Source organism: Sphingomonas sp., from assembly GCF_035714405.1.
Lineage (GTDB): Bacteria > Pseudomonadota > Alphaproteobacteria > Sphingomonadales > Sphingomonadaceae > Sphingomonas.
Map to the genome: position 1 here is coordinate 441,047 of NZ_DASTMA010000018.1, position 22,556 is coordinate 463,602.

Below are 22,556 nucleotides of genomic sequence, written 5' to 3' on the forward strand. Positions count from 1 at the left end.
AGTGCAAGCGACCATTATGGCCGGCCAATACGCCTATGTCATGAAGGACATGACCAAGACCTTCCCCGGCGCGAACAAGCCGGTGTTGTCGAACATCAACCTGCAATTCTACCACGGCGCGAAGATCGGGATCGTCGGTCCGAACGGCGCGGGCAAGTCGACGCTGATCAAGATCATGGCGGGCATCGACAAGGATTTCACCGGCGAGGCATGGCCGGGCGAGAACGTCACGGTCGGCTATCTGGAGCAGGAACCGCAGCTCGATCCGACCAAGACCGTGCTCGAGAACGTCAAGGACGGTGCGCGCGGCGTCGCCGACATGGTCGACCGGTTCAACGCGATCTCGGCCGAGATGGGCGATCCGAAGGACGACACCGACTTCGATGCCCTGATGGAGGAGATGGGCACGCTGCAGGAAAAGATCGACTCGGTCGACGGCTGGTCGCTCGACAACCAGCTCGAGATCGCGATGGAGGCGCTGCGCTGCCCGCCCGGCGACTGGCCGGTGGACAGCCTGTCGGGCGGTGAGAAGCGCCGCGTCGCGCTGACCCGTCTCCTCATCCAGAAGCCGTCGATCCTGCTCCTTGACGAGCCCACCAACCATCTCGACGCCGAGAGCGTCCAATGGCTGGAGAACCACCTGAAGGAATATGCCGGCGCGGTGCTGATGATCACCCATGACCGCTATTTTCTCGACAACGTCGTCGGCTGGGTGCTCGAACTCGATCGCGGCAAGTATTTCCCCTACGAGGGCAATTACTCCACCTATCTGGAGAAGAAGGCGAAGCGGCTGGAGCAGGAGGACCGGGAGGAGTCCGGCCGCCAGACCGCGATCCGCAACGAGCTCGAATGGATCCGACAGGGTGCCAAGGCCCGCCAGACTAAGTCCAAGGCGCGTATCGCCAACTTCGATCGCCTGGTCGCCGCGCAGGAGAACCGCACGCCGGGCAAGGCGCAGATCGTCATCCAGGTGCCCGAGCGCCTCGGCGGCAAGGTCATTAACGTCGAGAACGTATCCAAGAGCTATGGCGACAAGCTGTTGTTCGAGAACCTCAGCTTCACCTTGCCCGCCGGCGGGATCGTCGGCGTGATCGGCCCCAACGGTGCCGGCAAGTCGACGCTGTTCAAGCTCATTACCGGGCAGGAACAGCCCGACAGCGGCGTGATCGACAAGGGCTCGACCGTCCGCCTCGGCTATGTCGACCAGAGCCGCGATCACCTCGACAATTCGAAGAACGTCTGGGAGGAAATCTCCGACGGGCTTGATTCCATGAAGATCAACGGTTTCGACCAGTCGACCCGGGCCTATGTCGGCGCCTTCAACTTCAAGGGTCAGGACCAGCAGAAGAACGTCGGCAAGCTGTCCGGCGGTGAGCGCAACCGCGTCAACATCGCCAAGATGCTGAAGCGCGGCGGCAACGTGCTGCTGCTCGACGAGCCGACCAACGATCTCGACGTCGAGACGCTAGGGGCGCTGGAGGAGGCGATCGAGAATTTCGCCGGCTGCGCCGTTGTCATCAGCCACGACCGCTTCTTCCTGGATCGGCTCGCGACCCACATCCTCGCCTTCGAGGGCGACAGCCACGTCGAATGGTTCGAGGGCAATTTCGAAGGCTATGAGGAGGACAAGCGCCGCCGTCTCGGCGATGCCGCGGACCGGCCGACGCGATTGGCGTACAAGAAACTCACGCGGTGAGGCTCAGACAGGCCTGTTTCCTGCCTGCACCTCGGCTCAGAGCCCAGACGTTTCGATTACAAGCTGCTCGATCGTAGCGGAGGCGAGCGGTTCGCCGAAGGCGACTTCGTCTCGCTTGCCGAACTGCTCGCCCGCCGGTGCCCACATCCGGTGGATGACGCCTGCATTCACGTCCACGACCCAATATTCCGCGACCCTTGCCTCCGAGTAGATCCGGAGCTTTCGCCCCAGGTCCACATCCACTGTCGTGTCGGAGATTTCGATCACCAGGGCGACCTTCGCCAACGGGACGAAGCCTTGCTGATGCGGCACACCCAGAACCAAGTCCGGTTCGGGAAGAGACTTGTCGGAGATATCCACCGACGGAGCGATGTACGTCTTCAGCGGACTATTGAGGGCGGCGAGCGCTGTCCAAAGGCGGCCATGCAGTTCGGCTTGAACACCGGCATGGCGGCTGTGAATTGCGTTCACGACCCAGATTTCCCCATCGAGCAATTCGGTGCGGGCATAGCTGTCGAACGAGCCGTTCGCCTCCAGCAGCAGAAATTCATCCTGCCCGATCTTCCAGACCCGTCCGGTATCGGCGACGATAGGCTGATGAACCGTCATGCCACGAGTATAGTAGGGACGGCAGCGATTTGGAAGCTCACCGCACCCGCTTCACCCACAGTCCGTTCTCACGCCGGTCGACCTGGAAGATGTCGACCGACTCGATCAGGTCGCTCAACCGCTTGAACCCGTAGTTGCGCGCGTCGAAGCTCGACCGATTGCCGGCGAGCTGACCCATCGCGGACAGGCTGACGAAGCCCTTCGCGTCCTTCTTCACCGAGTCATACGCATCGACCAACAGCTTCACGAGCTCTGGATCGTCCTTCAGCCGCTTGGCGCGGATCGGCGGCGGCAGGCTGTCCGCCAGGGACCTTGGCTCGTCCGTGTCCGCGATGGCCACCGGCTCGGGTGTGGCCTCCCGCTCCACCGCGATGTCCGGCTCCTTGGCGGGCGGTGTGGTGACGAGCAGCGCGCCGACGTCGATAAAGCGCGAACATGCATTCTGGAATGCCTGCGGCGTCCGGCTGGTGCCGAAGCCATAGACCTCCAGCCCGTCCTGCCGCATCCGCATCGCCAGCGGCATGAAGTCGCTGTCGGACGACATGATGCCGAACGCGTCGATCCGCCCGCGATAGAGCAAGTCCATCGCGTCGATCGTCATCTTCATGTCCGTCGCGTTCTTGCCCTTGGTCAGGTCGAACTGCTGGAGCGGCTCGACGCCGTACTGGACGAGCTTCTCGCGCCAGCCCTTCAGCCGCCCTTCCGACCAGTTGCCATAGGCGCGGCGCACATTGACCGTGCCCAGCTCCGCCAACACCGTCAGGACGGGGTCGATCGCGCTCGGCTGCGCATTGTCGGCGTCGATCAGCAGGGCGACGTTGCGGGTGCGGATGTCGGTCATCCCCGCACCGTCGCCGCCGCCGCCGCCGCCGTCAACCGGTGCGGCCGGCGTCGTTGGGCGTGGCGTGGGGATAGGCCTGATTGTTGTGGATATCGTCCGACTTTTGCGGCCTGACGTTCGCGTCGGGCTCGGTCACCTGCGCGAGATCGGTTTGGGTGGCGACGTCGTTGCCGATGTTGTGGCTACCGCCCCCGCCGCCGATGCCGGGTACCGCTTCCGCTACGGCGGCGTCGATGATGGCGCTGTCGTCATTGTCACGCGCGGTGGTGGTGCGGGGGTTCTCGGCCATGGTCATTCTCCTTCGGCGCGAAGAACGGGCGAGGGCGGGGGAGCGTTCCTAATCCGGATAGCGGATCGCCAGCACCTCATACTCCCGCTCGCCGGCCGGCAGGTCGACGCGGCGCACGTCGCCGACGCCCGCGCCACGCAGCGCCCGCGCGAACGGCGAGTTCCACCCGACCCGCCCGGCGCCCGCGTCCGCCTCGTCGTCGCCGACCAGCGTCAGCGTCCGCTCGCGATCCTCTTCGTCGACGATCGTCACGCAGGCGCCGAACCACACGCGGCTCCGGTCTTCCTGCGCCGCCGGATCGACCACCTTGGCGGCCTTCATCCGCTTCGACAGCCAACCCAGCCGCCGGTCGATCTCGCGCAGCCGCTTGCGACCATAGATGTAATCGCCATTCTCCGACCGGTCACCATTGCCCGCCGCCCAGGCGATCGTCTCCACCAGCGCGGGACGTTCGGTGGCGAACAGCTGTTCGTATTCTTGCCTAAGGGCGGAGTAGCCTGCGGGCGTGATGTAGTTCGGCCTGTCCACAACCTCATCTTCCCCGGCGAAGGCCGGGGTCCAGTCTCGAGCTGCTCGCGGTACTTGTCCACCTTCTCGAGACCGCCGCAACTGGACCTCGGCCTTCGCCGGGGAAGATGCAACGCTGCGGCGCGCTCAACCCGGCCGCCGCCCCAAATACCAGCTCAGATGGTTCGGCCCCCGGCTCACCGCCCGGTCCGGCCGCATCAGGTCGTACACCACCGCATTCTCCAGCACCCGCTGGACATAGTTGCGCGTCTCCTGGATCGGGATCGCCTCGACCCAGTCGACCATGCTGATGCCGCCAGCGCGCGGGTCGCCATTGGCGCGCAGCCACTTGTTCACGTTTCCCGGCCCTGCATTGTACGCCGCCAGCGCCATCGGATAGCTGCCGTAAATGGCATGGACCCGGCGGAAGTAACCCGAGCCGAGCTTCATCGACAGGCTCGGATCGGTCAGCAGTTCGCTCGGCTGATAGCTGATCCCCATCTTGCCCGCCTGCTCCCGCGCGGTGCCCGGCATCAGCTGCAACAGCCCGCGCGCGCCGGCGGAGCTGATTGCGGCGCGGTTGAACTGGCTCTCCTGCCGGCCGATCGCGTGGATGAAGGTCCAGTCGCCCTCATAGCCCATCGGCACCGGCAGCGTCGGATAGCCCACCGAGGCCAGCGCCAGGTGGCCGTTGGTCAGCGCGCTGCGCCCGATCATCACCGCCAGGTCCGGGCGTTGCAGGTCGCGCGCCAGGTCGGCGGCGAGCAGATGATCGGGCTCGCTCTTCGCGTCGAGCGCGATCTGGCGGACGAAAGCGGTCTGCTCCTCATACATCCCGACATTGCCGAGGAAGCGCGCCGCGCGCACCACCTCGCGCGATCCGAACGCCGCCTTGACCAGCGGATCCACCATCCGCGCGGGCACCGGCGCCGGAGCGGAAAGCGAACGGCCGAGCTGCTCGTTGGCGAGCTGCCCGTAATAAGCCTCACGATGGCTCGCCGCCGCCGCCCACAGCCGCGCCGCCTCCGCCGTCAGCCCCGCGCGCTCGGCCGCGCGCGCCGCCCAGTACAGCCCCTTCGATCGCGTGGAGGGTGTCGGCGTGCCATTGGCATACCGCTCGAACAGCGTCATCGCGTCCGCCGGGCGGTTGAGCTGACGGAACGCCGCGGTCGCCGCCAGCCAGGCGAGGCTGGTGTAATCGTCGCGCTCGCCATAGCTGCGCGTCGCCACGTCCACGCCGGCCGGGAACACGTCGCCGATCTGGCGCGCGATGTCGTAGGCGGTCTGCCACTGCCCGTCTGCCGCAGCACCTCGCGCATGGGTGAGCAGCACCTCCATATACTCTTCCGCGTTTCCCGGCGGCGTCGCTAGCCGGCGCGGCTGCGCGAGCCAGGTCCGCGCGCTCGGCGCCGCATTGTTGGCGCGCAGCCAGGTGGCGCGATCGGCGACATAGCCGGCATCGTTGCCGTATAGCGCGGCCGTGCTCGCGGAGAGCTCCGACGCCTCCGGCGCGTTGGTCCGGAACGCGATGCGGGCCGTATCGATGGCGCGGCGTCCGGCGGAGACATAGGGCAGGCCCGGCCGCGCCGCAGCCGCGCGTCCACCCCAGAGCAGCGCGTCGACCCGGGCTTCGTGATCGGCCGTCGTCAGCTGGGCACCGAAGGCGGACAGCAGCAGGGCTTCGTCCTGAGCGCTCAGCGCACCGCCGCGCCACGCGGCCCGTGCGGCCACCAGCGCCTCCGCCGTCGAGCCGGTCGCCAGCAAAGCGCGGGCATAGGCGACCCGCCCCCCTGCGGTCAGCGGCGCTACGCTGCGGAACAGTCGCACCACATTGAACGGCGCCGCGACGCCCGCCTGCGCCTCCGCCGCCCGCCGGATCGCGGCCTCGTTCGGCCACCCGCGACGCGCGAGCAGGAAGTTGGCATAGCTGTCGAACGGCATCCGGCTGGTGTCGCTGAGCGTCCGCCACTCGGCCAAGGCCGAAGCGATACTGGTGTCAGCGGGCGCGGGCAGGCGTGGCTGGGACGCGAAGTCCTGCACCCCCGAGGCGCCGACGCTCGCCAGCGCGGCGGCGATGAAACTGATCTTCCAGACAGGAGCAAGCATGGTGGACAGCATACCGGCCCCACCCGTATCTGTCCTGAACGAAATGGGCGCGTGATCCGCCCAGGAGCAAGTTTTCCCAATGTTTTCCGGTTCCATCCCCGCGCTCGTCACCCCGTTCGAGGCCGACGGGAGCTTCGCGGAAGCCGCGTTCCGTGACCTCATCGAGTGGCAGATCGCGGAAGGCTCCTCCGGCTTGGTCGCGTGCGGCACGACCGGCGAGGCGGCCACGCTCGACAAGATCGAGCATTTCCACGTCGTTCGCGTCTGCGTCGAGCAGGCGAGGAACCGCGTGCCGGTGATCGCCGGCGCCGGCTCCAACGACACGCGTGTGGCGGTGGAAAACCTCGCCGCCGCCAAGGCTGCGGGCGCCGACGCCGCGCTGATGGTCCCGCCCTATTACAATCGCCCCAGCCAAGACGGCATCGCGCAGCATTTCGCTGTGCTCGCCGAAACCGCTCAGCTGCCGATCATCCTCTACAACGTCCCGGGCCGCACCGTGACCGATATCCTGCCGGCGACCGTGGCGCGGATCGTGGGGGCGCATCGGGACGTCTTCGTCGGCATCAAGGACGCGACGGGGGCGCTGCAGCGCATCTCCGAACATCGCGCCGCGGTGGGCGCGGACTGGTGCCAGCTGTCGGGCAATGACGACTTGGCGCTAGCCTTCAACGTCATGGGCGGGCGGGGCTGCATCTCGGTCACCGCCAACGCCGCCCCGCGTCTGTGCGTCGAGTTCCAGGCCGCCTGCGCCGCCGGCGACTACGCCCGCGCCCGCGACCTTCATGACCGCCTCTTCCCCCTCCATGTCGCCATGTTCACCGACGCCTCGCCGGGCCCGATCAAATACGCGCTGAGCCGGGTTCGCCCCGACACCCCACGCGGGCTGCGGCTGCCGATGACGTGGCCGTCCGAAACGGCGCAGCGCGCGATCGACGCAGCGCTTGCCCACGCCGGTCTTGTCTGAATGCTGGTGGCGCTGGTCCTGGCGCAGGGAGCCGCCGGCCCGGTGTTGCCCGTCGTCAGGTCGCCGGCCACGACGCGCTGTCCTGTCGAGTCCGGCGAGGAGGTGGTGGTCTGCGCGCAACGGCAGGATAGCTTCCGCCTTCAACCGCTACCGCCGCGCCCGGACGAGCCCGCACCAACCCGGGCCGAGATCGACTTGGGCAGTGCGAAGCTTAGCGCCGAGGCCGAACAGGCGACGCTTGCAAGCGGCCAGCAGAGTCGGCGTCTCATGTTTCGGCTGAAACTCCCGCTCGGCGGCGGCAAGCGGTAGCGGGTTCACCTATTCGGCGCTCGCGCCTACATGCGCCCGCATGGCCCGTCCGAAACCCGCTACCTTCGACAAGAAGAAGATCGTCGCCGAGAACCGTAGGGCGCGCTTCGAGTACGCGGTGGACACGGTCTATGAGGCCGGCATCGCGCTGACCGGCACCGAGGTGAAGTCGTTGCGGTTTGGCCAGGGTTCGATCGCCGAATCCTATGCCGAGGTGCGCGGCGAGGAGGTGTGGCTGGTCAACGCCAACGTGCCCGAGTTCAGCCACGGCAACCGCTACAATCACGAGGCCAAGCGCCCGCGCAAGCTGCTGCTCCACGAGCGTGAGATCAACAAGCTCCACGGCGCCGTTGCGCGCGAGGGCATGACGCTCGTGCCGCTGTCGGTCTATTTCAACAGCCACGGCCGCGCCAAGGTCGAACTCGCGCTGGCGAAGGGTCGAAAGGCGCACGACAAGCGCGAGCACATCAAGGAGCGCGAGTGGAAGAAAGAAGCCGGCCGGCTGCTCCGCGACAAGGGCTAAGCTTCGGCGCGACAATGGTTAATTGACGCCGCTCAGCCGACCGTTAGAACCCGCGCATCACGCTTTCCCAAGGAATCCCTATGCGCAAACCCGTCGTTGCCGCCCTGCTCGCCGCGACCGCCGTCGCCGCCGTTCATGCGCAGACGCGGTTGACCAGGCCTGATACTGGCGAGCCGTTCACTCGCTCGGTTCGCGCCGCCCCGAGCACCGCCCGGCCGCAGATCGGCGCCTGGGGCTTCGATCTCGCCGGCATGGACCGCACGATCGCGCCCGGCGACGACTTCTTCGGCTATGCGGGTGGCACCTGGGTCAGGAACACGCCGGTGCCGGCAGACAAGGGCAGCTACGGCGCCTTCGACACGCTCGCCGATCTGTCGCGTGAGCGCACCCGCGGCATCCTAGAGGCCAATCGCGGGAGCAAGATCGGCCAGGCTTACGCGACCTATCTCGACACCTCCGGGATCGAGGCGAAGGGGCTCGCCCCCGCCAAGCCGTGGCTCGACAAGATCAAGGGCCTGACCAGCAAGGCCGGCTACCCCGCGCTGCTGGCGGAGGCGAGCCGCAACGGCGTGGGGACCCCGTTCGGCGGCGGCGTCGGCCAGGACGCGAAGAACCCGGAAATCTACATAGTCGGCGTCCGCCAGTCCGGGCTGGGCCTGCCCGACCGCGACTATTACCTGTCGGCCGACCCCAAGCTGGTCGAAGCACGCACCGCCTACCAGGCCCACATCGCCAAGATGTTCACGCTCGCCGGTGAAGCCAACGCGGACGCGCGCGCCAAGGCGCTGGTCGACTTCGAGACCCGCATCGCGCAGGCGCACTGGACACGGGTGGAGAGCCGCAACGCCGACAAGACCTACAACAAGCTGACCGTCGCCCAGCTGCAGCAGGCCGCCCCCGGCTTCGACTTCGCCGCCTGGCTCGCGGCTGGCCGCACGCCGGTGACCGAGCTCGTCGTTGCGCAGCCCAGCGCGATCACCGGCATCGCGCAGGCGATCGCGGAGACGCCGCTCGACGTGCTTAAGGACCAGCTGATCCTGCGCTCGCTCGACGGCTATGCCGACGTGCTGCCGGCCACCTTCGATCGCGAGCAGTTCGCCTTTTACGGCACCCAGCTGCGCGGCGTGCCTGAGCAGGAAGCCCGGTGGAAACGCGCGGTCAGCTGGACCAGTGGTGCTGTGTCGGACGAGGTGTCGAAGCTCTACGTCGCGCAATATTTCCCGCCCGAGACCAAGGCAGAGGCCGACAAGCTGGTCCGCAACGTGCTCGACGCGATGGGCACGCGCATCGACAAGCTCAGCTGGATGGCGCCCGAGACCAAGGTCCGCGCCCGCGCCAAGCTCGCCGCCTTCACGCCCAAGATCGGTTATCCGTCGCGCTGGCGCGATTATTCCAACTTGACGATCACGCCCGGTGACGCCTTCGGAAACTCGGTCCGCGCGGCGCAGTGGCGCAGCGACTACAACATCAGCCGCCTCGGCAAGCCGCTGCAGCGCTGGGAGTGGGGCATGACCCCGATGACGGTCAACGCCTACGCCAATTTCGGCATGGTCGAGATCGTCTTCCCTGCCGCGATCCTGCAGCCGCCCTTCTTCGATCCCAAGGCCGATCCGGCGGTCAACTATGGCGGCATTGGCGCGGTTATCGGCCACGAGATCAGCCATCATTTCGACGACCAGGGTGCGAAGTTCGACGCCAAGGGTCAGCTCACCCAATGGTGGACCGACGCGGACGTGAAGAACTTCACCGCGCTCGGGGCAAAGCTGATCGCGCAGTACGACCAGTACGAGCCGCTGCCCGGCCAGCGGGTCAAGGGCGCGCTGACGCTGGGCGAGAATATCGGCGACCTCGCCGGCCTGTCGGTCGCGTACGACGCCTACAAGAAGTCGCTCGGCGGCCGCCCCGCGCCGGTCCTCAACGGCATGACCGGCGACCAGCGCTTCTATCTCGGCTGGAGCCAGGTCTGGCGCCGCAACTATCGCGAGGCGCAGCTCCGTCAGCAGCTCCTCACCGATCCCCACAGCCCGAGCCCGCAGCGCGCCGCCGTGGTCCGCAACATGGACCCCTGGTACGCGGCATTTCAGCCGAAGCCGGGCCAGAAGCTGTATCTGGCGCCGGAGCAAAGGGTGCGGATTTGGTAACGCAATCCTCCCCGTTTACGGGGAGGGGAGCGCGGCGCACCGCGCGGTGGTGGAGGGGCCGGGCTCGGGTGAACCGCAATGAGGCGAGGCCCCTCCGTCAGCCGCTGTCGCGGCTGCCATCTCCCCGTGGACGGGGAGGATCGTTCGGCTTGACCCAACCCTCTCCGGGCCCGAAGCACCCCACATGGCCACCGCCGCCCCGACCCTCACGCCCGCCCGCACCACCGCGCTCCTAGTCACCGGTGCGGGGCTGCTCGCCGCGCTACTCGCACTGTGGGCGGTCGGCTCCCCGATCGTCGCCGCAGGCTTTCTTGCCGCCGCGCTGATCGTGGCGGCCGCCGCCGCCGCCCACCGGCTGCTCGCTCCCAAAGCCGCTGAGCAGACCGCCGAGACCGACTGGACCCTCGCGCGCAGCCTCGCCGCCGCGAGCGACGACGCGGTCGCGGTCACCGACCGCGCCGGCCGGCTCGTCTGCGCCAACGACGCGTTCCAGACCCTCTTCCGCGGCTTCCCCACCCCGCCCAGCCTACCGCTCCCTGACGAGGCGGTCAGCGCGCTCGGAGCGGCCGGACGTGCGGCATGGCGCGACGGCGAGGGCAGGGCCGAACGCCTCCATCTCGACGGGCAGCAGCTTGCCGCCCTCGTCACCCGCGCCGGGACGGAGGCGGACCTGCTCGTCTGGCGCTTCACCGCCGCACGGGAACAGGATCTGACCGGAACGTTGATGGAGCTGCTCGCCGGCCCCACCGGGGCGCGGCTCGGCCGGAATGGCGTCATGGCCGCGCTGATCGATCCCGATGGCCGCATCCGCGCCGCCAATCCCGTGCTGGCGCAGCGCGCGCTGGGAAGTGGCGACGCCGATCTCGCCGGCCGCGATTTCGCGCACCTGCTCATCACCGACAGCCGAGGCCTGGTCCGCTTCGAGCGCGAGGGGCTGGAGGGGACGCCGCTGCGCATTGTGCAGCTGCCCTTCCTCGACGCAGAGGATGGCCCGGTACTCGTCGCACTGCTCGACGATGAGGAGGGGGCGCCCGCGATCGGCGGCTCGGCGGCGGCGCATGTCCGCAGCCTGGTGTCGCTGATGCCGTTCGGCATGGCGCTGGTCGATCGCGATGGGCGCTTCCTGCAGATGAACGACGCCTTCCTCCGCGCAGCGCAGGTCGATCCCGCCGCGCCGCCGCTCTACCCGGGCGATCTGGTGGTGCGCGAGGACAAGGCCGCCGTCGCCGACGCCGTGCGCCGCTTCGCCGGTGGCGCCACCCACTCCGCCGACATGGCGGTGCGGTTGAAGCGGCATCCCGACGAGCCGGTCGCGCTCACCATCGCCGGCGCGCGCGGGCTGGGCGACGCGGCGGTGCTGCTCAGCCTCAAGGACAATAGCGAGGAAGCCCGGCTCAAGCGCCAGGTCGAGCAGGCGACCAAGATGCGCGCGGTCGGCCAGCTCGCGGGCGGCGTCGCGCATGATTTCAACAATATCCTGACCGCGATCATCGGCCATTGCGACCTGATGATGATGCGCCACTCGCCCGGCGACAGCGACTATGACGACATCCAGCAGATCCGCGCGAACTCCAATCGCGCCGCCGGTTTGACCCGCCAGCTGCTCGCCTTCTCGCGGCAGCAGACGCTGCGCCCACAGGTACTGCAGCTCCCCGATGTCGTGTCGGAGGTGTCGAATCTCCTGAAGCGGCTGATGGGCGAGACCGTACGGCTGGACGTCCATCACGGCCGCAATCTGGGCGCGGTGCGCGCCGATCCGGGGCAGCTCGAGCAGGTCGTGGTCAACCTGGCGGTCAACGCCCGCGATGCGATCCTCAGCCACAATCCGCGCGGCGGTGGCACATTGACCATCCAGACCAAGTCGGTGTCCGCGGCCGAGGTCCGCGCGCTCGGCAACGACGTGCTGCCGCCGGCCGACTATACCGCGCTGATCGTCAGCGACAGCGGCGGCGGCATCCCGCCCGACGTGATCGGCAAGATCTTCGAACCGTTCTTCACGACCAAGGAGCTCGGCAAGGGCACCGGGCTGGGCCTTTCCACCGTATACGGCATCGTCAAACAGTCCGGCGGCTGGATCTTCGCCGATTCGAAGCCCGGGCAAGGTGCCACTTTTACCATCTATCTCCCCGTCCACGCCGCCGGGCCGGTCGTCCGCGCACCGACGCGTCCGCAGCCCAAGCCGGCGGAAACCTGGGGAACGGGCACCGTGTTGCTGGTCGAGGACGAGGACATGGTCCGCGCCGTCGCCGAACGCGCGCTGACCCGCCAGGGCTATAGCGTCCTCACGGCCGAGAATGGCGAGGTCGCGCTCGATCTGCTCGAAACCAGCGGCCGGCCCGACCTGCTGATCTCCGACGTGGTGATGCCGACGATGGACGGGCCGACGATGGTGGCCAAGGTCCGCGAACGCTATCCCGACCTGCCGGTCATCTTCATGTCGGGCTATGCCGAGGAACAGCTGCGTCGCTCAATCGACCTCGACCGCGTCGCCTTCCTGCCCAAGCCGTTCTCGGTGCAGCAGCTGGCGGGAGCCGCGCGTGACGCCCTGGCGCGCGGACAAGCCGCTGGCGGCGTTTGAAAAAGCTGCTAGGGGGCGGGTCATGACGGGGCCGCAACAGATCCTCATAGTCGAGGACGAACCACTGATCGCCATGATGCTCGAGGATTTTCTCGACGTTCTCGAGAAGCAGTCCGCCGGCACCGCCGACACTGTTGCAACCGCGCTGGCGCGGGTCGAACAGGGGGGCATCGATGCCGTGATCCTCGACCTCAATCTGCGTGGTGGCGAAAAGAGCACGCCGATCGCCGAGGCGCTGGCGGACAAGGGAATCCCCTTCGTCTTCGCCACCGGCGGCAGCGACGACAGCCTCGACCCCCGCTTCCGTGACCGGCCCTATCTGACCAAACCATTCACGATGGACGGTGTGGCAAAGGCGTTGGAGGCGCTCTGACCCGGTCCCCGGGCTCGGCCTGGGGTGACGAATAGATCGGCGCATGACATAGCTTCTCGCATGTCCCGCTTCGACAAATCCAAGCTCCCTTCGCGCCACGTCAGCGTCGGCCCAGAGCGCGCGCCGCACCGCTCCTATTACTATGCGATGGGCATCGCCGAAGAAGACATTGCCAAGCCCTTCGTGGCGCTCGCCAGCGCCGGCAATGACAGTGCGCCGTGCAACACCACGCTCGACGCCCAGGCCGACGCAGCGCGCGCGGGCGTGATCCAGGGCGGCGGCATGCCGCGCCGCTTCAACACCATCACCGTAACCGACGGCATCGCCATGGGCCACCAGGGCATGAAGGCGAGCCTGGTCAGCCGCGAGGTGATCGCGGACTCGGTCGAGCTGTCGGTGCGCGGCCATTGCTACGACGCGCTGGTCGGCTTCGCGGGCTGCGACAAGTCGCTGCCGGGCATGATGATGGCCATGCTGCGGCTCAACGTGCCGAGCATCTTCGTCTATGGCGGCTCGATCCTCCCGGGCCGGTACGAGGGCCGCGACGTGACCGTGGTCGACGTGTTCGAGGCGGTCGGGCGCTACGCCGCCGGCACCTGTCCGATCCACGACCTGACGGCGCTCGAAAAGGTCGCGTGCCCCGGCGATGGCGCCTGCGGGGGTCAGTTCACCGCCAACACCATGGCCTGCGTCGGCGAGGCGATCGGCCTGTCGCTGCCCAACAGCAACATGGTGCCGGCGCCGTACAGCTCGCGCGAGCAGATCGCGGTCGCGGCGGGCGCGCAGGTGATGGAGCTGGTCGCCCGCCAGCTCCGCCCGCGCGACATCTGCACCCGCGCCGCCTTCGAGAACGCCGCCCGCGTCGTCGCCGCGACGGGCGGCTCGACCAACGCGGCGCTGCACCTGCCGGCGATGGCGCACGAGGCCGGCATCGCGTTCGATCTCCACGACGTGGCGGAGGTGTTCAAGACCACCCCCTACATCGCCGACCTTAAACCGGGCGGCCAGTATGTCGCCAAGGATATGCACGAGGCCGGCGGCGTCTACATGCTGATGAAGACGCTGCTCGCCGGCGGCTTCCTCAATGGCGAATGCCTGACCGTCACCGGCCGGACGCTGGGCGAGAACATTGACGAGGTCACCTGGAACCCCGACCAGAAGGTCATCCACGACGTGAGGACACCGCTCAGCCCCACCGGCGGCGTCGTCGGCCTGCGCGGCAGCCTCGCCCCCGAGGGCGCGATCGTGAAGGTCGCCGGCATGCACCGTCTCCAGTTCGAAGGTCCGGCGCGCTGCTTCGACAGCGAGGAAGCGGCGTTTGCCGCAGTCGAGGCGCGGTCGATCAACGAGGGCGAGGTGGTCGTGATCCGCTATGAGGGGCCCAAGGGCGGCCCCGGCATGCGGGAGATGCTGTCCACCACCGCCGCGCTCTATGGTCTCGGCATGGGCGAGAAGGTCGCGCTGATCACCGACGGCCGCTTCTCCGGCGCGACACGCGGCTTCTGCATCGGCCATGTCGGGCCGGAGGCGGCGGATGGCGGCCCGATCGCGCTGGTCGAGGACGGCGACCCGATCCGCATCGACGCCGAGGCGGGCACGATCGACCTGCTGGTCGACGACGCCACCCTCGCGCGACGCCGCTCCACCTGGCGAGCGCGCGACCATGACTACGGCTCGGGTGTACTGTGGCGCTACGCCCGCAACGTCGGCCCCGCCTGGGCCGGCGCCGTCACCCACCCCGGCGCCAGGGCGGAGTCGCATGTCTATGCGGATATCTAGCCTCCTCCTGCTCCTGCCCCTCGCCGCCTGCGGCCAGCCCGAGCAGGAGCAGGCCCGTGCCGCCGAGCAGCGCGCGGTCGCCGAAGCGCCGAAGTTCCCCTGCGCTCATGGCGGCGGCGACCTCGTTGCGGAATGTACCGCCGAACGCACCCGCACCGCCCAGGGCTGGATCCTGACCCTGCGCCACCCCGACGGCCATTTCCGCCGGCTTGCCGTCAGCGCGGACGGTCAGTCGGTCGCATCGGCGGACGGCGCCCAACCCGCTACCGTCGAGAGGGGCGCGAACGGCATCGAAGTGACGATCGCCGGTGACCACTACCGCCTGCCGACCTTCTGATGCTCCCGATCGAAGGCCAGCCGATCCTCACCGCGACACAGATGCGTGCCGCGGAGACGGCGGCCGCGCCCACCCCCGACGCGATGTACGCGCTGATGGAGCGGGCCGGGGCAGGGGTCGCCGAGGCTGTCCGCCGCCTGGCGGCAGGGGCGGAGGTGCTGGTGCTGTGCGGACCTGGCAACAACGGCGGCGACGGCTATGTCGCCGCGCGGGTGCTGCGGGAATGGGGGCACCCGGTGCGGGTGGCTGCAACAGGGGAGCCTGCAACCGACCTCGCCCGCCGAGCGCGTTGGGGCTGGACTGGCCAGGTACAGTCGCTCGGCGATGCGGCCCCCGGGCCGATACTGGTCGACGCGCTATTTGGGACAGGCTTGTCCCACCCTCTCTCCGACGACGTGTCGGAGATGCTTGACGCGCAGTGTCTAAATGCCCGGCTGGCCCTGGCGGTCGATCTGCCCAGCGGCGTCGAAGCTGATACCGGGTCGTACCTTGGCGAGTGGCGCCGCCCGAGGTTCGATCTGACATTGGCACTGGGCGCACTGAAGCCCACCCACCTGCTCCAGCCCGCCGCCGATGCCTGCGGACAGGTCCGCTTGATCGACATCGGCCTGTCGCTCCACCCGGTGCAAAGTCCGCGCGAGCATGCGAATAGGGTCCAGACGATCGTGAGGCCCTTCCTGCCTGCACCGCAAACCGGGTCGCACAAGTTCAACCGCGGCATGGTCGCCGTCGTCGCCGGCGCGATGCACGGCGCGTCCGAGCTGGCCGCGCTTGCCGCCCATCGCGCCGGAGCCGGGTACGTCTTGTTGCTCACGGGTGGGCTCCCCCAGCCGCCACACGCGATCGTGCGCCGCGCCTGGTCACCCGATGCGCTTGTCGACACGCGGATCGGTGCCGTAGTGGTCGGGCCCGGGTTGGGCCGCGACGATCGCGCGCGGGCCAAGCTTGCGGCGGTGCTCGCCAGTCCGCATCCGCTGGTGATCGATGGCGACGGATTGCACGCCCTCGATCTGGACGCGGTTCGCACGCGCAAAGCCGCGACGATCCTGACCCCGCATGCGGGCGAGTTCGACAAGCTGTTCGGAAGAGGCGAGGGCGGCAAGATCGCGCGGACGCAGGACGCCGCCGCGCGCGCGGGTGCCGTCGTCGTCCATAAGGGCCCGGACACGGTGATCGCGCGCGCGGATGGTCGGACCAACGTCGCCTGCGAGACCGACTCGCGGCTGGCAGTTGCCGGCACGGGCGATGTGCTGGCGGGCACGGTCGGCACGATGCTCGCGCAGCAGCCGCACGATCCGCTTGGCGCCGCCACTGCCGCTGTGTGGCTCCATACGGCCGCCGCGCGCAGGCTGAAACACCCCTTCATCGCCGATGACCTCGCCGCCAGCCTGCCCGCGGCGGTCGCGGCGGCGACCTTCTGCGAAGCATGAGTACGATCATCCGCGTCGCCGCGCGCGGTGACGGCATCACCGTCGACGGCCGCCACGCCGCCTTTGCCGCTCCGGGCGACACGCTGACCGAGGCGGGCGAAGTCATCCCCGGTCCGCACCACCAGTCGCCGCCCTGCCGCCATTTCCCCGACTGCGGCGGCTGCCAGCTCCAGCATCTCGACGATGCCAGCTATGCCCGCTTCGTCGCCGACCGCATCGCCGGGGCACTCGACGCGCAGGGCCTCGCGACCACGATCCGCCCGACGCTGCTCTCGCCGCCGCGCACCCGCCGCCGCGCGACGCTCCATGCGGAGGGGAAGGGCGGGCGCGTCACGATCGGCTTCACCGCCGAGAAGAGCCACGCGATTATCGACATGCGCGAGTGCCACATCCTGCACCCGACGCTGTTCGCGCTGGTGGCGCCGCTGCGCGCCCTGTTGCAGCGCCTCCGCCTCAAACGCCGCGCCGACATCCACCTGACGCTCGCCGACCAGGGTCCGGACCTGCTGCTGACCGGCGTCACCGCCAACGATCTCGCCACGGCGGAGGCGATCACCGCCTTTGCCCAGGCGCACGGCGTCGCACGCATCGCGCTCGACGACGGCTTCGGTCCGGAGACGCGCTGGGAGCCGGAGGCGGTGACGATCACGCTCGGCGGCGTGCCCGTGTCGCTGCCTCCCGCCGCCTTCCTCCAGGCGACCGCCGAGGGCGAGGCCGCGCTGGTCGCCGCCGTCCGCGAGGCGACGCACGGCGCCACCACCATCGCGGACCTGTTCGCCGGCCTCGGCACCTTCGCGCTCGCGCTGCCCGGCCGCGTCTACGCAGCCGAGGGCGCGCGCGACGGGCTGCTGTCGCTCAAGGCCGCGGCGGAAGCCCGACAACGCCCCGTCTTCCCCGAGCACCGTGACCTGTTCCGCCGCCCGCTCACCTCCGTGGAGTTGGACCGCTTCGCCGCTGTGGTCATCGACCCGCCCCGCGCCGGCGCGCGCGAGCAGGTGATCCACCTGGCCGCCAGCAAGGTGCCGCGCCTCGCCTATGTCTCCTGCAATCCCAGCAGCTTCGCGCGCGATGCGAAGACGCTGTGCGACGGCGGCTGGCGGCTCGACTGGGTCCAGCCCGTCGGCCAGTTCCGCTGGTCGGCGCATGTCGAGCTGGCGTCGGCGTTCAGCCGGGCTCCGTCACCCTGAACTTGTTTCAGGGTTCATCCGCGACGTCAGCCCGGCCCGTGGCGGCGGATGCGCATGGATGCTGAAACAAGCCCAGCATGGCGGCTCAATAATCGGCCCCGACGAAGTACAGCCCATCCGGCGGCGCATTCAGCCCCAGCGCCGCTCGATCGCGCGCCGCCAAGGCAGCGCCCATGTTCGCCACCGACCACCGCCCCATGCCGACCAGCGCCAGGCACCCCACCATCGAGCGCACCTGATGATGCAGGAACGACCGCGCCGAGGCCTCCACCGTCACCCGCTCCCCTTCGCGTCGCACCGCGAGCCGATCGAGCGTCCGCACCGGACTGTCCGCCTGGCAATGCGCCGAGCGGAAGGTGGTGAAATCATGCCGCCCCACCAGCGCCCCCGCCGCCGCCGCCATCGTGCCCGCGTCCAGCGCCTGCGGCACCTGCCACGCCAATCCACGCTCCCAGGTCAGCGGTGCGCGCCGGTTCACAACGACATAGCGGTAATGCCTGGCACGACATGAGAAGCGCGCGTGCCAGTCATCCCCCACGATCTCGCACGCGGTCACCGCCGCCGGTGCCGGCCGCACCCGTGCGTTGAGTGCTTCCATCAGCCGAAACGGCGTCAATGCTTTCGCCAGATCGAGATGCGCGCGCATTGCCTCTGCATGCACACCCGCATCGGTCCGCCCGGCGGCATGCACCGCCACCCGCTCGCCAGTGACCGCGAACGCCGCCTCCTCCAGCGCCGCCTGCACCGAAGGTCCATGCGCCTGCCGCTGCCAGCCCTGGAACGGCCGACCGTCATATTCCACCGTCAGTGCAAAGCGCGTCAAAGCTGGGTCTCGGCAGGAATCGAAAACCCGCGCAGCAACTCGTCCGCTGTCTGAACCCCGCGCCCGGCGCGCTGCACCAGCCTCGGCCGGATCGCCCCATCGCCGCAAGCGACAGCGAGTTTGTCGTCGAGCACCAAGCCAACAGTGCCTCCCCGGCGGAAGCCGGGGCCCAGTCCGCCGCGTGGGCTCGGGCCCCGACTATCGCTGGGGAGGGTAGGGAATGGGGGTATTACCTCCGCCGCCAACACCTTCACCCGCTCGCCCGCCACCTCGAACCACGCCCCCGGCGCCGGGTTCATCGCCCGCACCAGGCGCTCCACCTCTGTCGGCGGACGCGACCAGTCGATCCGCGCCTCCGCCTTGTCGATCTTGGCGGCATAGGTCACGCCCGCCTCCGGCTGCGGCACCGCCACCCGCGCGTCGAGCGTCGCCAGCGTTTCCACCATCAGCGCCGCGCCCATCGTCGCCAGTTCCGCGGTCAGTTCGCCTGCGGTCTTGGCGCCGATCACCGCGCGGCCGTCGAGCAGCACCGGCCCCGTATCCAGCCCCGCCTCCATCTGCATGATGCACACGCCGGTCTCGTCATCCCCCGCCATGATCGCGCGCTGCACCGGCGCCGCCCCACGCCAGCGCGGCAGCAGCGAGCCATGGACGTTCAGGCACCCCCGCCGAGGCGCATCTAGCACCGCTTGCGGCAGGATCAGGCCATAGGCGGCGACCGCCCCGACATCCGCCTCCAGCGCCGCGAACGCCGCCTGCTCGTCCGCGCCGCGCAGCCGCACCGGCGAGCGTACCGGAATGCCCAGCTCTTCGGCCCGCCGCTGCACGGGCGAGGGCACCAGCTCGCGCCCCCGCCGCCCGCCGGGCCGCGGCGGCTGCGTATACGCCGCCAGCACCTCGTGCCCCGCCGCGACCAGCGCGTCGAGCGTCGGCACCGCGAAGTCGGGCGTACCCATGAAGACGATCCGCATGACAGGGCTTTGAGCACCTGCCGCCTGCAACACAAGCCACCGTCATCCTGAACTCGTTTCAGGATCCATGCGCGACGCCCGCCTCCGTCCGTGACGCCGAGGTGACGCATGGATGCTGAAACAAGTTCAGCATGACGAAGGAAGGCCGAGCACCTACATACCCCCCAATGGCCTCCCCCGAGATCGAGACTCTCACCCAGGCGCTCAGCCGCCTTCCCGGGCTCGGCCCCCGGTCGGCCCGCCGCGCCGTCCTCCACCTGCTGAAACGTCGCGAGGCAGCACTCGGCCCGCTCCTTGCCGCGTTGCAGGCGGTGGAGGCGCGGCTCGCCACCTGCTCGACCTGCGGCAATGTCGACACCTCCGACCCGTGCAGCATCTGCGCCGACCCGCGCCGCGACGCCCGCGCGCTGTGCGTGGTGGAGGAGGTCGCCGACCTGTGGGCGCTCGACCGCTCGCGCCTGTTCCCCGGCCGCTTCCATGTGCTCGGCGGCCGCCTGTCCGCGCTGGAGGGGGTCCGCCCGGAGGATCTCGCCATCGACACGCTGATCCGCCGCGTCGAGGCCGGCGGCGTCGACGAGGTCGTCCTCGCCATGAACGCGACGCTGGAAGGCCAGACCACCGCTCATTACGTCGCCGAGCGCATCGAGCGCTTTCCTGTCCGCGTCACCCAGCTCGCCCACGGCCTGCCGGTCGGCGGCGAGCTCGACTATCTCGACGAAGGCACGCTAGCCCAAGCTTTGCGGGCGAGGCGGCCCGTCGCTTGACGCTCGCGGGCGCGCGACTTAGCTCGGCGCGCATGGCCGTCCTCCCCATCGTCGAAGTTCCCGATCCGCGCCTGCGCCTCGTCTCCAAGCCCGTCGAGCAGGTAGACGACACCACCCGCCAGCTCGTTGCCGACATGATCGAGACCATGTACGCCGCCAGCGGCATCGGCCTCGCCGCGATCCAGGTCGGCGTCGCGTCGCGCGTCCTCGTCATCGATCTGCAGGCGGAGGAGGACGCCGACGGCAAGCCGGTCCGCGACCCGAAGGCGTATATCAATCCTGAAGTCGTGTCGGTCTCCGACGAGCTCTCGACCTACAACGAAGGCTGCCTCTCGATCCCCGAGCAATATGCCGAGGTCGCCCGCCCCGCCGCCTGCCGCGTCCGCTGGCTCGACGAACAGGGCGGCGCCCATGAGGAGGAGCTGGACGGCCTGCTCGCCACCTGCATGCAGCACGAGATCGACCACCTCAACGGCGTCCTGTTCATCGACCACCTCAGCCGCCTCAAGCGCGACATGGTGCTCAAGAAGCTGACCAAGCTCCGCAAGGTGGCTTAGCCTTCCCCTTGCATCTTCTCAGGCGGAGCCTGTCCTGAGCGACTGCCGCAGGCAGGCAGTCGAAGGGGCCGGGGCCCAGTTGCAGTGCGCGCTCTGATGGAGCGTGAGGCTCACCAAAATACCCTCTGTCCTACAGCCGACGTTCCGGCTACGTTCCGTGAGCCCGCCACCTTGGGTGCAGGCCGAGGGGAGCCGTCGCGAATGAATGCCGATCGCGCCAACTTCGACAACTTCGCGGGTCTCCTCCGCAGCGAAATCGGACGCGTTTATGCCTAAACTTTCCCTAAACTTCCGGGCCGCAGCATGCGTCCTGAGCTGACCCTGACGCTGGTCGCCGTACTCGCACTCGCCGCCGGGCTGTTGATCGGTTGGCTGATCGCCAGCCGGCGGTCCGCCACGCTCGCCAACAGCCTCGCGGTGGCGGAGACCAGGATCGCGGACGCCGATCTCGTCCGCCAGACCCGCGACGCCGTCGAGCGCGAGCGCAACGAGGCGCTTCAGGCCCTGGCGGCCGCCCGCGCCGAAGCCGGCGCGCGTGACGAGGCGCTGGTCCAGTCAGGGCAGCAGCTCACCGCCCTGAGCGCGAGGTTGGAGAAGATCGACACCGAGCGTGGCCAGCTCGCGACCGAGCTTGCCGCGCTGCGCTCGCAGTCCGCCGCCCGTGACGAGGCGCACCGCGCCAACCTCGAAGCCATGCGCACCCATTTCGAGGCTGCGGCGGGCAAGGCGCTCGAAACCGCGCAGACCAAGTTCCTCGACCGCGCGCACCAGCGTTTCGCCGAGTCGGAGAAGCTGCAGGGCGAGAAGCTGTCGCAGCTGCTCGCCCCCGTGAACGACCGCCTGCAACGCTATGAGGAGACGGTCACCAAGGTCGAACAGGAGCGCCGCTCCGCGTTCGGCGAGCTGGACGGCCAGATCAAGGCGATGCGCGAAGGGCAGGAGCGCGTCTCGTCCGAGGCCGCGCGCCTTGTCAACGCGCTCCGCAACGCCCCCAAGGCGCGTGGCCGCTGGGGCGAGCAGCAGCTCCGCAACGTGCTGGAGACCTGTGGGCTCGCGGAGCATACCGACTTTGCGATGGAGGTCAGCGTCGCGGACGGGGAGGGCGGCCGCCTGCGCCCCGACGCGATCGTGCGCGTGCCCGGCGGCAAGTCGCTGATCATCGACGCCAAGGTCTCGCTCAACAGCTATCAGGACGCGATCAACGCGATCGACGAGGTCGACCGCAAGCGCGCGCACGAAGCGCATGCGCTGTCGATGCGCACCCATGTCAACGGTCTGTCGGGCAAGAGCTATTGGCAGCAGTTCGAGGACACGCCCGAATATGTCGTCATGTTCGTCCCCGGCGAACACTTCCTCACCGCAGCACTCGAGCACGACCCCGACCTGTGGGACCACGCCTTCGACAAGCGCGTCCTGCTCGCGACGCCGACCAACCTCATTGCCATCGCGCGCACGGTCGATGCGGTCTGGAAGCAGGAAAAGCTCGCCAAGGAAGCGCGCGAGATCGGCGCGCTCGGCAAGGACATGTATGCCCGCATCCAAGTCATGGCCGAACACGTCATGCGTATGGGCAAGAGCCTCGACGGCACGGTCGAGCACTTCAACAAGTTCATCGGAAGTCTGGACCGTAACGTCTTGACGACGGCGAAGAAGCTGGAGGCTTACAAGATGGACGCCGGCGGCAAGCTGATCGACACGCCCGCGCTGGTGGACCGCAACGCCAGCAGCTCGGCCAAGCTCGTCGCGCTTCCCGAGGCGGCTGAGTAAGCGTC

General features: G+C 68.9%; 21 protein-coding genes. 14 read left to right on the forward strand and 7 right to left on the reverse strand.

What is annotated here, in order from left to right; all coding sequences use genetic code 11:
• The first annotated feature begins 16 nt into the window (after positions 1–16).
• On the forward strand, positions 17–1,696 hold the full coding sequence (gene ettA, locus VFQ64_RS09050; RefSeq protein ID WP_325102959.1) for an energy-dependent translational throttle protein EttA: 1,680 nt from the start codon (positions 17–19) through the stop codon (positions 1,694–1,696).
• Positions 1,697–1,732: 36 nt separating this feature from the next.
• On the opposite strand, the gene VFQ64_RS09055 is transcribed toward ettA, so the two are convergent.
• From VFQ64_RS09055 to VFQ64_RS09075, 5 genes are all read right to left on the reverse strand, one after another.
• Positions 1,733–2,305, reverse strand: coding sequence for a Uma2 family endonuclease (locus VFQ64_RS09055; protein WP_325102960.1), 573 nt, complete (start codon positions 2,303–2,305; stop codon positions 1,733–1,735).
• Positions 2,306–2,342: 37 nt separating this feature from the next.
• Positions 2,343–3,146, reverse strand: coding sequence for an NYN domain-containing protein (locus VFQ64_RS09060; protein WP_325102961.1), 804 nt, complete (start codon positions 3,144–3,146; stop codon positions 2,343–2,345).
• Between the two features lie 31 nt (positions 3,147–3,177).
• Positions 3,178–3,435, reverse strand: a complete 258-nt coding sequence (locus VFQ64_RS09065; RefSeq protein ID WP_325102962.1) for a hypothetical protein — start codon at positions 3,433–3,435, stop codon at positions 3,178–3,180.
• 48 nt (positions 3,436–3,483) lie between these two features.
• Entirely contained in the window at positions 3,484–3,963 is a 480-nt protein-coding gene (greB, locus tag VFQ64_RS09070; RefSeq protein ID WP_325102963.1) for a transcription elongation factor GreB, read from the reverse strand.
• A gap of 126 nt (positions 3,964–4,089) precedes the next feature.
• The gene (locus VFQ64_RS09075; protein ID WP_325102964.1) at positions 4,090–6,048 is read right to left on the reverse strand and encodes a lytic transglycosylase domain-containing protein; all 1,959 of its coding nucleotides are present in this window, start codon (positions 6,046–6,048) and stop codon (positions 4,090–4,092) included.
• A 79-nt stretch (positions 6,049–6,127) separates the two neighbouring features.
• Here VFQ64_RS09075 and dapA point away from each other — a divergent pair, with 79 nt between their 5' ends.
• From dapA to VFQ64_RS09125, 10 genes are all read left to right on the forward strand, one after another.
• Complete coding sequence (gene dapA, locus VFQ64_RS09080) at positions 6,128–7,012, forward strand: 4-hydroxy-tetrahydrodipicolinate synthase (RefSeq protein ID WP_325102965.1); 885 nt, start codon at positions 6,128–6,130, stop codon at positions 7,010–7,012.
• The gene (locus tag VFQ64_RS09085; RefSeq protein WP_325102966.1) at positions 7,013–7,321 is read left to right on the forward strand and encodes a hypothetical protein; all 309 of its coding nucleotides are present in this window, start codon (positions 7,013–7,015) and stop codon (positions 7,319–7,321) included.
• 40 nt (positions 7,322–7,361) lie between these two features.
• The gene (gene smpB / locus VFQ64_RS09090) at positions 7,362–7,844 is read left to right on the forward strand and encodes an SsrA-binding protein SmpB (protein WP_325102967.1); all 483 of its coding nucleotides are present in this window, start codon (positions 7,362–7,364) and stop codon (positions 7,842–7,844) included.
• A gap of 80 nt (positions 7,845–7,924) precedes the next feature.
• Complete coding sequence (locus VFQ64_RS09095) at positions 7,925–9,985, forward strand: M13 family metallopeptidase (RefSeq protein WP_325102968.1); 2,061 nt, start codon at positions 7,925–7,927, stop codon at positions 9,983–9,985.
• A gap of 184 nt (positions 9,986–10,169) precedes the next feature.
• On the forward strand, positions 10,170–12,563 hold the full coding sequence (locus VFQ64_RS09100; protein WP_325102969.1) for a hybrid sensor histidine kinase/response regulator: 2,394 nt from the start codon (positions 10,170–10,172) through the stop codon (positions 12,561–12,563).
• A 22-nt stretch (positions 12,564–12,585) separates the two neighbouring features.
• Entirely contained in the window at positions 12,586–12,936 is a 351-nt protein-coding gene (locus VFQ64_RS09105; RefSeq protein ID WP_325102970.1) for a response regulator, read from the forward strand.
• Between the two features lie 60 nt (positions 12,937–12,996).
• Positions 12,997–14,715: a dihydroxy-acid dehydratase gene (gene ilvD, locus VFQ64_RS09110; protein ID WP_325102971.1), complete on the forward strand. Its 1,719-nt coding sequence runs from the start codon at positions 12,997–12,999 to the stop codon at positions 14,713–14,715.
• Entirely contained in the window at positions 14,702–15,052 is a 351-nt protein-coding gene (locus VFQ64_RS09115) for a hypothetical protein (protein ID WP_325102972.1), read from the forward strand. Before ilvD ends, VFQ64_RS09115 begins: the two co-directional genes overlap by 14 nt.
• Positions 15,052–16,482 carry an NAD(P)H-hydrate dehydratase gene (locus VFQ64_RS09120; RefSeq protein WP_325102973.1) on the forward strand — a complete coding sequence of 477 codons (1,431 nt, stop codon included), beginning with the start codon at positions 15,052–15,054 and terminating at the stop codon, positions 16,480–16,482. Before VFQ64_RS09115 ends, VFQ64_RS09120 begins: the two co-directional genes overlap by 1 nt.
• Complete coding sequence (locus VFQ64_RS09125) at positions 16,479–17,669, forward strand: class I SAM-dependent RNA methyltransferase (protein ID WP_325102974.1); 1,191 nt, start codon at positions 16,479–16,481, stop codon at positions 17,667–17,669. Before VFQ64_RS09120 ends, VFQ64_RS09125 begins: the two co-directional genes overlap by 4 nt.
• Positions 17,670–17,754: 85 nt before the next feature.
• On the opposite strand, the gene truA is transcribed toward VFQ64_RS09125, so the two are convergent.
• A complete protein-coding gene (gene truA, locus VFQ64_RS09130) occupies positions 17,755–18,492 on the reverse strand; it encodes a tRNA pseudouridine(38-40) synthase TruA (protein WP_325102975.1) in 738 nt (245 codons plus the stop codon).
• Positions 18,489–19,463, reverse strand: coding sequence for a methionyl-tRNA formyltransferase (gene fmt / locus VFQ64_RS09135; RefSeq protein ID WP_325102976.1), 975 nt, complete (start codon positions 19,461–19,463; stop codon positions 18,489–18,491). The genes truA and fmt overlap by 4 nt, the downstream gene beginning before the upstream one ends.
• Before the next feature lie 167 nt (positions 19,464–19,630).
• Here fmt and recR point away from each other — a divergent pair, with 167 nt between their 5' ends.
• From recR to rmuC, 3 genes are all read left to right on the forward strand, one after another.
• Positions 19,631–20,227: a recombination mediator RecR gene (recR, locus tag VFQ64_RS09140; RefSeq protein WP_325102977.1), complete on the forward strand. Its 597-nt coding sequence runs from the start codon at positions 19,631–19,633 to the stop codon at positions 20,225–20,227.
• A 32-nt stretch (positions 20,228–20,259) separates the two neighbouring features.
• Positions 20,260–20,784, forward strand: a complete 525-nt coding sequence (def, locus tag VFQ64_RS09145; RefSeq protein ID WP_325102978.1) for a peptide deformylase — start codon at positions 20,260–20,262, stop codon at positions 20,782–20,784.
• Positions 20,785–21,087: 303 nt separating this feature from the next.
• Positions 21,088–22,551, forward strand: coding sequence for a DNA recombination protein RmuC (gene rmuC / locus VFQ64_RS09150; RefSeq protein ID WP_325102979.1), 1,464 nt, complete (start codon positions 21,088–21,090; stop codon positions 22,549–22,551).
• The last annotated feature ends 5 nt before the right edge of the window (positions 22,552–22,556 follow it).

Coding starts and splice junctions, on each gene's coding strand:
- VFQ64_RS09075 (WP_325102964.1), bottom strand. CDS start 6,048: ATGCTTGCTCCTGTCTGGAAGATCAGTTTCATCGCCGCCGCGCTGGCG.
- VFQ64_RS09060 (WP_325102961.1), bottom strand. CDS start 3,146: ATGACCGACATCCGCACCCGCAACGTCGCCCTGCTGATCGACGCCGAC.
- VFQ64_RS09100 (WP_325102969.1), top strand. CDS start 10,170: ATGGCCACCGCCGCCCCGACCCTCACGCCCGCCCGCACCACCGCGCTC.
- VFQ64_RS09115 (WP_325102972.1), top strand. CDS start 14,702: ATGCGGATATCTAGCCTCCTCCTGCTCCTGCCCCTCGCCGCCTGCGGC.
- VFQ64_RS09065 (WP_325102962.1), bottom strand. CDS start 3,435: ATGGCCGAGAACCCCCGCACCACCACCGCGCGTGACAATGACGACAGC.
- ilvD (WP_325102971.1), top strand. CDS start 12,997: ATGTCCCGCTTCGACAAATCCAAGCTCCCTTCGCGCCACGTCAGCGTC.
- VFQ64_RS09105 (WP_325102970.1), top strand. CDS start 12,586: ATGACGGGGCCGCAACAGATCCTCATAGTCGAGGACGAACCACTGATC.
- VFQ64_RS09095 (WP_325102968.1), top strand. CDS start 7,925: ATGCGCAAACCCGTCGTTGCCGCCCTGCTCGCCGCGACCGCCGTCGCC.
- def (WP_325102978.1), top strand. CDS start 20,260: ATGGCCGTCCTCCCCATCGTCGAAGTTCCCGATCCGCGCCTGCGCCTC.
- VFQ64_RS09055 (WP_325102960.1), bottom strand. CDS start 2,305: ATGACGGTTCATCAGCCTATCGTCGCCGATACCGGACGGGTCTGGAAG.
- smpB (WP_325102967.1), top strand. CDS start 7,362: ATGGCCCGTCCGAAACCCGCTACCTTCGACAAGAAGAAGATCGTCGCC.
- VFQ64_RS09125 (WP_325102974.1), top strand. CDS start 16,479: ATGAGTACGATCATCCGCGTCGCCGCGCGCGGTGACGGCATCACCGTC.
- fmt (WP_325102976.1), bottom strand. CDS start 19,463: ATGCGGATCGTCTTCATGGGTACGCCCGACTTCGCGGTGCCGACGCTC.
- dapA (WP_325102965.1), top strand. CDS start 6,128: ATGTTTTCCGGTTCCATCCCCGCGCTCGTCACCCCGTTCGAGGCCGAC.
- ettA (WP_325102959.1), top strand. CDS start 17: ATGGCCGGCCAATACGCCTATGTCATGAAGGACATGACCAAGACCTTC.
- rmuC (WP_325102979.1), top strand. CDS start 21,088: ATGCGTCCTGAGCTGACCCTGACGCTGGTCGCCGTACTCGCACTCGCC.
- VFQ64_RS09120 (WP_325102973.1), top strand. CDS start 15,052: ATGCTCCCGATCGAAGGCCAGCCGATCCTCACCGCGACACAGATGCGT.
- recR (WP_325102977.1), top strand. CDS start 19,631: ATGGCCTCCCCCGAGATCGAGACTCTCACCCAGGCGCTCAGCCGCCTT.
- VFQ64_RS09085 (WP_325102966.1), top strand. CDS start 7,013: ATGCTGGTGGCGCTGGTCCTGGCGCAGGGAGCCGCCGGCCCGGTGTTG.